This is a genomic window from Gillisia sp. Hel1_33_143, from assembly GCF_900104765.1.
Lineage (GTDB): Bacteria > Bacteroidota > Bacteroidia > Flavobacteriales > Flavobacteriaceae > Gillisia.
On record NZ_LT629737.1, the window covers coordinates 354,179 to 367,316 of the forward strand.

Sequence of the window (13,138 nt, forward strand, 5' to 3'; positions counted from 1 at the left end):
ACTAGTTGATGTTAGATAGGTTGGTATTACTATTTATTTCTACAGGCATACCTACGAATGCTCCAGGTACCGGAGCAGAAATAAGTTCAGTTCCATTTTCTAATCCCGTGATAATTACAGACTCTGATGTAAAATGAACTACATTGATTTCTGCAAGTTGAAGCACATTGTTCTCCACTACATAAACCTTGTTTTGAGAGACCAATAGATTTCTGGGAATAGATGTAGCATTTTCTACATTTCTTGCCGCTACACTAGCTTCTAAATACATCCCCTCTTTAACTTTAGCATCTTCAATCTTAATAAAGACCTGTACCGTTTGAGAATTTGCATCTATCTTACTATTAACTCTACTAACTTCCCCTTTAAACTGTTGAGTTCCCTCTAAATTTTTTAAATCTACTTCTTCTCCTACTTTTAAAAGATCACTAAATGATTTTCTAATTGCAACTTCCAACTCATAAGCTGAAGGATCTATAAATTCTCCTAATCGCTGTCCAGGTCTTACCAAAGAACCCTCTGTTACAACTGCATCTGTTAGCACTCCGTTATATGGAGCAACAATGATGAACTTATTTAATCTGGTTTCTAAATTCTTTATGTTATAATAACCGGAAACTATACCTCTACCAGATATAAAATAATTTTCCTGATCTGATGAAGGTTTTGGTAAGGGAGCCAAGCTTCTATTAACATCAAAATTATTTAAATAAGTCTCCCACTTCTTAAAATCATCTGGATAATCCAGTCTTAGATCTGGCATCACCGATGCAATTTTATTATACAGCTCACTTTTTGAAGCTCTAACATTAGCTGCATATTCTACCGCATCTATTCTTAAAAGCACCTGCCCTTTGCTATATTCCTGTCCGGGTCTAAATGGTTTAGAACTGCTTCTAAATATACCCTCTACTTCAGAGAATAAACTGGTTTTTTGTAGAGCTGTAACGGTTCCATTAGCAGGAATAACGATAGGTACCGTACCATTATCCACTTTTTGAACGTATACCGATTTAATTACTTTTTTAGCAGGAGGTCTTTCCTTGGTATTACTGTCTATAATAGATTTAGCAACAGAGATGGCTGCAATTACCAGTACTACTCCAAGAATTGATAGTATAATTTTACGCATGCTTTACTTTTAATTACCCTTTAGACTCTCAAAAGTAAAAAGCGTTTAATTTATAAAGCTACTAAATTACAGAAATAAGCCAAGTTAATTGAGTTGCTTGTAAAAAACAGACATAAAAAAAGGCAATCAAATTGTTCTAAAACAATTAATTACCCTTTATACAATGAAAAGAATTTTATTGACTACAAGTCGATTTTAAAATGCTACAAAATCGACCTCGTAAATATTAAGAAATTGTTTCAAGTTCAGACTGAAGCTTTTCCCATGAAGCCATTAATGACTCTAATTCTTTTTTGTTCTTTTTATAATTCTCTAAAAAATTAGGTTTAGCAATGGCTTTATTATAATCTGTTGCCATCTCCAAATCTTTAACTTTCAGCTCCTTCTCCAACTTGTTGATCTTAGCCTCGGTATTGCTTAATTTATTCTGAAGAGATTTGAACTTCTTTTGATCATTATAAGCCTGCTTATTATCATTATTCTTGTTGTCTTCTTTCACCACCTTATCTCGCTTTTCTATAGCGCGCATATTCTCAACATTTCGCTGCTCTAGATAAAAATCTATATCACCTAAATATTCTTTTATCTGTCTATCTTTAAATTCATAAACAGTGCTTGTAAGATTCTGTAAGAAATCTCTATCGTGAGAAACGATAATTAGAGTCCCTTCAAAGCTTTTCAATGCTTCCTTAAGCACGTTCTTAGATTTTATATCTAAGTGGTTGGTAGGCTCATCCATAATAAGCACATTGAAGGGCTGAAGCAATAATTTACAAAGCGCCAATCTATTTCGCTCTCCACCAGAAAGTACTTTTACTTTTTTGCTTACTTCATCTCCTCTAAAAAGAAATGATCCAAGCATGTCTCTAACTTTACTTCTGGTAGACTCTGTGGCAGCATCTATCATTGTATCTAGCACCGTTTTTTCACCATCCAGCTCATCTGCCTGATTTTGTGCAAAATACCCCAATTGTACATTGTGCCCGAGTTTTAAATTCCCGGTATGATCTATTTCCCCAACTATTATCTTAGCCAATGTAGTTTTACCTTGCCCGTTTTGACCAACAAAGGCAATTTTACTACTGCGCTCAATAAGCAGGTCTATATCTTCTAGAATCTGTACTTTCCCATAAGCCTTCCCTATTTCTTCTGTCTCCACCACGATTTTACCTGGTTGTACAGAAATAGGAAAACGCAAATTCATCACTGCATTATCATCTTCATCTACCTCTATTCTATCAACTTTATCTAGTTTTTTGATTAGAGATTGGGCCATAGAGGCTTTAGATGCCTTAGCACGGAATTTTTCAATAAGCTTTTCTGTTTGCTCTATCTGCTTTGCCTGATTTTTCTGAGAAGCTAATTGTTGTTCTCTTAATTCTTGGCGCAAGACTAAGTATTCAGAATAAGGTTTCTTATAATCATAGATCTTCCCTAAAGATATCTCTATAGTTCTATTGGTAACATTATCTAAGAACATCTTATCGTGAGAAACAATGATCACACAACCGGTATAATTATTCAAGAATTGTTCTAACCAGATAATAGATTCTATATCGAGGTGGTTGGTAGGCTCATCCAATAGCAAAATATCATTGCTTTGAAGTAATAGTTTTGCCAGTTCAATTCTCATTCTCCATCCTCCCGAAAAGGTATCTGTTAGCTTGTCGAACTTTTCACGGTCAAAACCAAGACCCATTAAAACTTTCTCTGTATCACCCTGATAGTTATACCCACCTATGATCTCATATTGATGCGTAAGTTCAGTTAGATCATGAATAAGATCCATATACTCGTCACTTTCATAATCTGTTCTGATGGCTAGCTGTTCATTAATATGAGCTATCTTTTTCTCTATAACCTTTATTTCCACAAAGGCCTGTTGCGCCTCGTCAATAACAGTTCTACCCTGAATAAAATCAATATCTTGCTTTAAAAATCCAATTTTAAGCTCTTTATCCTTAGCAATTTGACCTGTATCAGGCTCCTGTTCTCCAGATAGTATTTTGAGCATCGTCGATTTTCCGGCTCCGTTCTTACCAATAAGTCCTACGCGGTCTCCCGCTCCTAACCTAAAAGTAATTTCATCAAACAAGTACTCCCCGCCAAATGATATCGATAAATTGTGAATGTTAAGCATGTTATCCTTCTAATATTTTTGCAAAGATGCCTATTTTTAAATTGCTAAAAAAATGGAAATGAAAATCTTACAAGGAACTGAAATAAATGATAATTTCTGCTATCAAAATATATCCAGTTATATTCAGATTGAACCAACTTTCATTTCGCTTTAAATCAAAAGTCCCTTTTAATAGATAAGAATCACTTGAGAATATGTATCAAAGTAGCTGGAAACAATTTAAACAATACTAATACATAACTCTACTATGGTTATAGTAACAGCAATTACATAAATATATCTTAGATGGACAATTCTTAAGCAAACGCAGCAACTCAACTATAAATTAATACATTTCACTGCCTCAAGATTGTTTAAGAAGATAATGAAGGAAAATAGTTATAATATCTACTGATATTCACTTCTTCTGAAATATCGGTATCATTTAGTAAATGACCCACTAGCTCTTTTGCTATGGTTGGCGCTATGAGAACTCCTCTACTTCCAAAACCATTACAGCAATATATAGTAGGGTGGTCTGGATGATTCCCTACCATAGGTTTTCTGTCTGGAGTTGCAGGCCTTATTCCTGCCATTTGGTCTACTATGGTATAATCACACTTTAGAAAAGCATCTAGCTTCTTTAATAAATATTCTTTAGATGCCTCCTTAGGTTCAGAAGTATGATCGTGGTTATCATAAGTTGCTCCCACTTTATAATGATCATTTCCAATTGGAAGAATAAATACAGAAGATTTAACAGCAACTTCCAATTTAAGATCTTCTGCTTTAACAATTATATATTCCCCTTTATTTCCATGCAATGGCAAGCAATTAAAAAATGGATTATCTTTCATTCCATAGCCTTCACAAAAAATTACAGCTTTTGCATGAATTCCTTTATATTCTACACCACCCGTTCTAAAATGTAAAAGATCATGTTCAAACTCTTCAGATTCCAGTGCTCCAAAAGATCTTATATAATTACTGAAATGATTAATTAGCAATTCAGTATTAATAACTCCTGTATGATTTACTTTTCCGAATGAATGATCTGAAGGTATAGATGAATTAATAGAAGATACCAGCTTAGGGTCTAAAAATTTTGATAATGAAGGCTTATCTATTGCCTCAAACCAATTATTCTGCTCTTCTACAGAGTTAAATTTTCTATAGATTGGCATTTCTTTAATAATTGAGACATTTAACTTCTCTTCCAGTTCTTTATAAAATGGAAGTGCCACTTCTAATTGTTTATCGGCATTCCATGCTAGTGTGAACCTTTTCAGAATAACAGGATTAAAGATTCCCCCTGCTACCACAGAAGACTTTTGAGAATGATTCTCATAAACTTTGATCTTCATTCCTGCATTTAGCAATTCTTCTGCTACTGCTATTCCACTTAAACCGGCTCCAACAATTATATAATCTATCATGGTATAAAATTAAAAAACGCTCCGAAATATCGGAGCGTTTTTGGAATTAAATATGGAAATAATTATTAATAATTCCACATATCTTGTTCAAAATTACGTATCTGCTCTTGTATACGTTGAGATTCTAATAACTGCATAAATGCATTATCTGTTATATAATCATCAACAGTTCTATCTCCTTGTACGTTATCTTCTTTATAAATAACCGCATTAAATCTTCTAGCATTCAAGAGATGGTCGAAGGTAATGGAAGAGGCTGTATTGCTTCCATTAAAGGCATCATTATCAAATAACAATGGCCTAGCATCCGGAAACCATACCCAAAACAATTCTACTAGATCTGGTTCTTCATCATCAATAAAGTTAACATCTGGAGCCACAGGAGCAATTCCTAAGATTCTATATTTTAACTCTGCCTGACGCTTATCAAAATACCACATCCCACGAACATGATACTCTGCTATATCTGCAGAAGTAATATCTCTTCTATCAATAAATTGTTCCTCTATTTGTTCTCCGGCATTATACTGTTCTATACCAAGATCTGTAGTATCTACTTTAGAAATAGCTGCACTAATATCATTAAGCGTGCGCTTTTCATTAAAGTAAGAATCTGCATAAATATTTTTGATCTTTCCAGCCTTAATACCACCCATTAAAACATCATAAAGTGATCTTCTATTCCCACCGATGTTATTGGTGTCTATTGGATAATATAAAGGAAAGTTAACTCTTTCATCAAGATCTATAATTTCCCAAACATTTTTAGACCATAGTACATCTCTATCATCAACGTAACCATAATCTAATGGTTTATTCTCCTTCGCTACTTTAAGCTCGGCTGCAGATAATTTCCCTATTTCATCTGGTGTTGTAGCATTCAAAAGATTTGATTGCCCAAAAGATGATGCAGAAAGTAATAATCCAACTGTACCTAGCAAAAATTGATTCCACTTCATGGTATTGTTTTTATTAATTTGTTAACTCTACAAATACTGGAGATACTTTTTTAAGCTTGTATCCAGAATTTGTAGCTAATTGTGCTTGAATTTCAAAAATTTGCACTGTTTCTCCTCTACCTGCTCTTCTTAATGCAGCTTTTGCAGAAGCGTCTAAAGAACTTCCTCTAACCTGAATGGTTGGTTGCCCAGAAACTTTAAAACTAAATCCGGAAACCCTTAAAGCAAGGTCAAAATCGAAGTCTGGAAGTAATGCTCCAATAGTAGAAGCTTCTAAACTGTTTCTTTGCATTTTCACAGAACCATCTTCTCCACGAATTGTACCAACTGGAGTTGGGATATCTTTTATTCTGAAAGACTTACTGTCTGAAACTGTTTCTCCACCAGGAAGTTTACCGCTTACATTAATAGTTACCTCACGTGCCTGAACGGTTGTAACATCCATAACATATTTACCAGCACCTCCAGCAGCTCTTAAACCTGGAGCATTTGCATTTACACTTCCAACGCCAGGAATAGAGATAGTCATTGGGTTTTGAACCCCACGATACACCACATTCATCTTATCTGCAGATATAACGGCAGAATTAGGTTTTGGTATTACAGCATATGAACTTTTAATTGGGATTTTAACAACCGAGTCTCCTTCTTTAAACTGGATCTCCCCATTGATTTGCTGCTCTCCAACATTTCCTGCAGGAAAATTAAGAACAACTTGCCCAGCTTCGTTGCTGCTTACTTTATTTCCATTAACCACTACATTGTCAAATTTTAAAGTTTTATCTACACGCCCTAAAACAACTTTCCCTTTGAAGCTCTCTCCAGAGAAGAATGCTGTTTTCTCAGGAACTACAATAGCTTCATAGTTGGTTAAAGAAACTTCACTTGTTAACTGACCAGATAACATTGCAGAAAGTACTTCACTTTCTGTAGTTTTAATATCTGATTGTATTTGAGTTAACTTGGTAATAGATGCAACCAAAGGAAATCCTTCGTAGTTATATTTTAACCACTCAACTTTAGCACCATCTACATTTTGTTCTTCTGTAGAAAACTTATCTCGGATATTAGATTTAATAGATTCAAAACCTTTTTCGTCTCCAATCACATTTACTACACCTTCGCGATATGCTTTTACCTGATCTAAGAATTCCTGTCCTTTAGGACCAACTCTACCACTTTGGAAGAACATTTCGTCAAGATCATTAGATTTATCCATTTCTTCATATTCTTGCTTGTCATCAACATTAGCAAGAAGTTCAGATTTTAGATTTTCGATATAACTATTAAAGCTTGAAGATAGCTGATCTATCTTTTCAGCTTTCGCTTTTAACGGTGCATATTTTGCAGGTTGCTCCCCTGCCTTTTCATCTAAGCTTGCCATAAATGCAGCATTACGCTGAGAGGTGGTAGCATTAGACTCGGTTAATTTTTCATTCATTAGTCCAAAAGCAGTAAGTACTTCTTTAGACATATTTAAAGCCAGCATTGCGATGAAAACCAGGTACATTAGGTTTATCATCTTCTGTCTTGGTGTTTGTTTTCCAGACGCCATGTATAATTAGTTTAGTTTCTTATTAATATTTTTAATCGTCATCACAACTAATTAACTATTGTCTTCCATTCATAGCAGTAAGCATACCGCCATAAACACCATTTAATGAAGATAGATTATTTGCAAGACTTCCCATTTGTTGGTTCAACTTACCAGCATTTTCTGCTACTTCTTCATTAATTTGAGCTTGCTTAGCAGAACTCTCTACCTGAACTTTATAAAGATTATTCAATGTTTCCATTTGTGCTGCAGCCAATGAAAGCTCTTCACTATATTTTCTTTGAGAAGCCATAGCATCTACTGTAGGTGCAATTCCTTTTGCTGCACCTTCAAAGTTACGAATGCTAGAACCAAGACTTTCCATAAGGTTAGCATCGATCTTTGCTTCTTTCAACATATTGTCTAATTTTTTAGAAAGAGATGCATCCGTTTCTGTAGTTTCTGCTACTAATGCTCTTTCTTTTGCTGAAGCTGGCGCTCCTGCTAATTCCGGGTAAACTAAAGACCAATCTAGTTCGTCATCTACCGGCTCAAATGCAGAAACAACAAATACTAATGCCTCGGTAAGTAAACCAACAATTAACATTTCATTTCCAAAAGGCCAGTGCATGATTTTGAAAAGGGCTCCGATAATTACTACCGCGGCTCCTAGACCATACACCATATTCATTATTTTCATTCTAGTTTTTGACTGTGCCATAATACAATAAGATTAGTTTTTGTTTAGTTGATTGAATAGGTTATATAAAAATGGGTTCTTATTTAGCAGGTTGATTTAAAGTAACATCTGTACCAAGATAATCCTGAACAGTTCTAAAACCTATGTAACTTCTTGCTGTATCTGCATATTCGTAATCTCTGGTACTTACCTGTAAGAAGTAAGCAACATCTTTCCATGATCCACCTCTAACCACCTTTCTAAGGTCGTCTTCATTGTTAACGGTAGGGTTCATAGAAGACATATATTCATAAGCTGCAGGATCATAGGAAGAATTTACCCACTCTGCTACATTACCAGCCATATTATACAAGTTATAATCGTTAGGCTCGTAAGATTTTGCTTCTACAGTATACAAAGCTTGATCTGCTGCGTAATCTCCTCTTAAAGGTTTAAAGTTCGCCATAAAACAACCTCTGTCATTTTTTGCATAAGGACCACCCCAAGGATACGTTGCAGATTGTAAACCACCTCTGGCAGCATATTCCCACTCTGCTTCTGTTGGTAATCTAAATGATGGAACATCTTGATCTCCCTTGCTCTTTCTGTAAGCATTTTTATTAAGAGTTCTCCACTGTGTAAAAGCTTTAGCCTGTTTCCAGGTTACTCCTACTACCGGATACTCATCAAAAGCAGTATGCCAGAAATAATCGTTATGCATAGGCTCATTATACGAGTAATTAAAATCTTTTATCCATACTGCGGTATCAGGGTAGATCTTTACCTCTTCGGTAACTATAAAGTCACTTCTTTTTTGAGTTTTAGAACGTGCAGCTTTTTGGATATCCATCCATCTATACTTAAAAGTAAGTTTTTGAACATCTATAGTACGTTGCCCATTATAAGATTCTTCTAATGGAATGTACATAGAATCCATAACTCTAGCATAAGCTTCATCCGGATAGTCTCTAGTATCCCAGATAACATCTATATCATGATTCAGTTTTCGCCCTTGATAATCTTCAGAAAAAGAAGTGTAATTGTCATACATGTATTTTTCATATACAGACATATCTTCTTCATTGGCATCTACAAATGCATATTCTCCAATACCGTCATCTCCAGGAGTTGCACCCTCTAGATCTGCTTCTATAGCTAATCTCATTCTTACGATAGAATCTCTTACCCAATTTGTAAATTGGCGATATTCCGAGTTAGTGATCTCAGTTTCATCCATATAAAAGGTTCTAACGGTAACTGTTTTAGTAGGGGCATTCTTCATATCGGCTAAATCATCATCAGATTTACCCATAATAAAAGCTCCACCAGGAATTAATGTCATGCCAAAGGGTTTCTCCGGATTCCATTTTTTTCCTTTCGCACCTACAAGTTCGCCTCTATCACCGCTGCTACAGCTAGAAAGTAATGCAAGAACAGCAACAAGCGAAATAAATTTCTTCATAATTCTCTCGGGGTTATGACACAATTGATTTAAGCGGTAAACCTATCTAAATAATTTATAAAAAACAATAGTTTTAATAAAAATAGCTAAAATCAAGCTTATGCCGGTAATATAATTAAATTTCGTTTTTCCTTTTTGTCTTATACCAACGTTCAGGAATAACCTGATTACATGCCTCGAGATAATCTTCTTGGCTGCAAGGTAATAACGTATGCCTTTTTAATTTATTATTAGAATTTGAAACAAATGGAATTTCTATCCACCATCGTCCGCTAATAGGGCTTTTGAAAAATACTAAAATTTCATCTTCAATTGGCACTAAATATTTAATAAAATCCTGTTTTGCAGCTTTAGTGTTCTCATTGGTTCTATAATTCACACCTTCAATGAAATACCATATGATCTGAGCACAAAGCATATTACCAGCTTCCGGATAATTAGAATGATATTCATAAATTCCCATAGATGAAACTTTATCGCTTATCCCAGCATAACGGGCTAGCGCACAAATTTCCTTTCCATCAAAACCGTTTGGAGATCTATAATTACCTCCTATTGCTGCTGCATTTATAGCACCAAGATCTAATCCTACAATATTAGCATCTCGCATAACAGGCTCTATAACTTTCAAATTATTAGAAACCTCTCCCAATCTATAAGCATCAAAAAATAATCTTTCCATCAACTCTATCTCATCTTGTGAATTAAAATAAGTTTGATAGCCCACATTGGAGTAATTAAAAAGATTATATGGTTCATTTACCACTGCCTTTCCAATATAAGACCTGTTGGTTATAGGTTTATCTGCATCTCCAAGATCAAAACGGCTGTCTATATTCACAATATTCACCATTTGCTCATACCTATCATAAGCCCTGTATTGAGCATATATTAGATCCTGACTCCCTCCTAAAATTAATGGAATTATATTCTTTTTAAGTAGGGCTAAAACAAGAGTTTGTAAGGCAAAATAAGAATCTTCTACAGATTCTCCCTTAACAATATCGCCTAAATCTGCAATATTAAGATGCCAATTTCCAGGAAAAAGCCCATAGAAAGAAGATCTTAGTTTATTAAAATTTAGGTATTCATCTTCATGATCTTCTGCAAGTCTGTTTTCTCTTACACCAACTATGGCAATTTTCACTCCTTCAAGATCTGGTAATCCATGTTCTAAAGAGTGGATCTTTACTTTATCTTTAAGGGTATGCACATTATAATTAGAAATCTCTTCGAGCACAGAGGCATCAACAGGACTTAAAAACTCAAAATCCATTAATTATTTCTTTTTAGGGGTCTTTTTCTTTGTAGCTGTAGTTTTCTTGGCAGCAGCTTTTTTAGGTGCTGCTTTTTTCTTTGCAGGCTTCTTTTTAGTATTCTTTTCTATAATTCCTTTTACTTCTTCCAGAGTTAATTTGGTAGCATCTACAGTTTTTGGAAGTTCAATTTTTGTCTTTCCTTTTATAATGTTAGATCTTCCCCAGCGCGCTTTTTCTACTCTAATACCCTCTTCTTCCCAATTATGAAGAACCTTTTCTTTCTCTTTCCTGATCTTATCTTCAATAAGCTCTTCAATATCTCCGTCTGTAAGGTTATCAAAATCATATTTCTTGTTCACGTTAATGAACATGCTATTCCATTTTAAATAAGGTCCAAATCTCCCTACTCCTTTTTGAACAGGCAGCTCCTGAAAATGATATATCGGAGCATCTGCTTTTTCCTTTTCTTCTATAAGCTCTAAAGCTCTATCAAAATCTATACTTAGCGGATCTTCTCCCTTTTCTAAAGAAACATATTTTTTACCGTAACGAACATAAGGACCAAATCTACCGTTATTTACCTCAACTTTTTCTCCTTCCCACTCTCCTATTTCTTTAGGCAGCTGAAAAAGATCCATTGCCTCTTCATAGGTAATAGAATCTAAAGTTTGATCTGGACTTAATCCTGCAAAACGAGGTTTTTCATCATCTTCTACAGATCCTATCTGAACCATCGGTCCAAATTTACCTAACCTTACACTTACAGGTTTCCCGGTTTCTGGATCTTCCCCCAATATCCTTTCCCCAACTTCTCTCTCGGCATTCTTAGCAACATCAAGAACTTGTGGATGAAACTCTGAATAGAAATCCTTCATCATTTTAGTCCACTCTTCATTCCCTTCAGCTATATCATCAAAGCTCTGCTCCACTTTTGCGGTGAAGTTATAATCCAGAATGTTAGCAAAATGCATTACTAAAAAGTCATTTACTACTTGCCCGACTGCGGTTGGCACTAATTTCCCTTTATCGCTTCCTACTGTTTCTGAAAGCGCTTTTTCTGAAAACTTATCATTTTTAAGCACAAGCTGAGCATAATTACGCTCAACCCCATCTACAGTACCTTTTTCTATATAATTTCTATTTTGAATAGTAGAAATAGTTGGTGCATACGTAGATGGTCTACCAATACCCAATTCTTCTAACTTCTTCACCAAAGATGCCTCTGTATATCTATATGGAGGTCTCGTAAATCTTTCGGTTGCAGTTATATATTCATTATCTAAAGGCTCATTTACCTTAAGTGCAGGCAGCATTCCTTCTTGCTCTTCATCTTCATCATCACTTCCTTCAAGATATACCTTTAAGAAACCATCAAAGATCAAAACCTCTCCATTAGCTGTAAAAGTTTTATCATGCTTATCTGCCTCTATCTTAACATTGGTACGTTCCAATTGTGCATCACTCATTTGAGAAGCTATGGCTCTTTTCCAGATAAGATCATACAAACGTTGCTCATCTCTATCTGCATTTACAGAATGATTTTCAAAATGTGTAGGTCTTATTGCCTCGTGAGCTTCTTGAGCTCCTTTACTCTTACCTTTAAACTGGCGAGATTTTGAATATTTATCGCCATATGCTTTAGATATCTCTTTCTTAGCACCTTTTCTAGCATCATCAGATAAATTTACACTATCTGTTCTCATGTAAGTAATATGCCCCGCTTCATATAAACGCTGCGCCATGGTCATGGTCTTACTTACAGAATAGTATAATTTTCTTGCTGCTTCCTGTTGCAACGTAGAAGTTGTAAATGGTGGCGCTGGAGATTTCTTAGCTGGTTTGGTAGAAAGATCTGCAACTTTAAATTTTGCACTAATGTTCTTTTTTAAGAATTTCTCTGCCTCTTCTTTGGTATCGAAATTCTTCGGAAGTTTTGCTTTAAAGCTTTTTCCTTCTTCATTTGTGAATTCTGCATCTATTCTATAAGAAGCTTCCGCAGTGAAATCCTGAATCTCACGCTCTCTTTCTACAATTAATCTTACAGAAACAGATTGTACTCTACCGGCCGATAACCCTCCTTTAACCTTCCTCCATAGAACTGGAGAAAGCTCATACCCTACTAATCTATCTAATACACGTCTTGCCTGCTGTGCATTTACAAGATTGTAATCTATACTTCTTGGATTATCTATTGCCTTTAAAATTGCAGTCTTGGTGATCTCATGAAAAACGATACGTTTAGTCTTATCTTTATCTAAATGTAGCTCTTCTGCCAAGTGCCAGGCAATAGCCTCACCCTCTCGGTCTTCATCACTTGCTAACCAAACCATCTCTGCGGTTTTAGCTAACTTCTTCAGTTTGCTTACTACATCTTTTTTATCTTTCGATACTATATATTTAGGTGTAAAATTTCCCTCGGTATCCACCCCTAATTCTTTGGTAGGAAGATCTGCGATATGCCCAAAACTGGAGGCTACCGTATAATCTTTACCCAAAAATTTTTCAATGGTTTTTGCCTTGGCTGGAGACTCTACAATCACTAAATTCTTTGCCATAAA

At 35.1% G+C, this 13,138-nt stretch carries 9 protein-coding genes; all 9 read right to left on the reverse strand.

The genetic code is table 11. From position 1 onward, the window contains the following. Nucleotide 1: 1 nt before the first annotated feature. Entirely contained in the window at nt 2-1,132 is a 1,131-nt protein-coding gene (locus BLT84_RS01645; protein WP_091262443.1) for an efflux RND transporter periplasmic adaptor subunit, read from the reverse strand. 226 nt (nt 1,133-1,358) lie between these two features. After that, nucleotides 1,359-3,272: an ABC-F family ATP-binding cassette domain-containing protein gene (locus BLT84_RS01650; RefSeq protein ID WP_034888624.1), complete on the reverse strand. Its 1,914-nt coding sequence runs from the start codon at nt 3,270-3,272 to the stop codon at nt 1,359-1,361. Nucleotides 3,273-3,625: 353 nt separating this feature from the next. Continuing rightward, nucleotides 3,626-4,687, reverse strand: a complete 1,062-nt coding sequence (locus tag BLT84_RS01655; RefSeq protein ID WP_091262444.1) for an NAD(P)/FAD-dependent oxidoreductase — start codon at nt 4,685-4,687, stop codon at nt 3,626-3,628. Between the two features lie 65 nt (nt 4,688-4,752). Beyond that, nucleotides 4,753-5,646 (reverse strand): gliding motility protein GldN, encoded by an 894-nt coding sequence (gldN, locus tag BLT84_RS01660; RefSeq protein WP_034888620.1) that lies wholly within the window; start codon nt 5,644-5,646, stop codon nt 4,753-4,755. Nucleotides 5,647-5,659: 13 nt separating this feature from the next. Further along, the gene (gene gldM / locus BLT84_RS01665) at nt 5,660-7,201 is read right to left on the reverse strand and encodes a gliding motility protein GldM (protein ID WP_091262446.1); all 1,542 of its coding nucleotides are present in this window, start codon (nt 7,199-7,201) and stop codon (nt 5,660-5,662) included. Between the two features lie 55 nt (nt 7,202-7,256). After that, complete coding sequence (gene gldL, locus BLT84_RS01670) at nt 7,257-7,901, reverse strand: gliding motility protein GldL (RefSeq protein WP_034888616.1); 645 nt, start codon at nt 7,899-7,901, stop codon at nt 7,257-7,259. A 58-nt stretch (nt 7,902-7,959) separates the two neighbouring features. After that, complete coding sequence (gene gldK, locus BLT84_RS01675) at nt 7,960-9,321, reverse strand: gliding motility lipoprotein GldK (protein WP_034888613.1); 1,362 nt, start codon at nt 9,319-9,321, stop codon at nt 7,960-7,962. A 115-nt stretch (nt 9,322-9,436) separates the two neighbouring features. After that, entirely contained in the window at nt 9,437-10,597 is a 1,161-nt protein-coding gene (locus BLT84_RS01680; protein ID WP_091262448.1) for a formimidoylglutamase, read from the reverse strand. 3 nt (nt 10,598-10,600) lie between these two features. Next, nucleotides 10,601-13,135, reverse strand: coding sequence for a type I DNA topoisomerase (topA, locus tag BLT84_RS01685; RefSeq protein WP_034888609.1), 2,535 nt, complete (start codon nt 13,133-13,135; stop codon nt 10,601-10,603). Nucleotides 13,136-13,138: the final 3 nt, after the last annotated feature.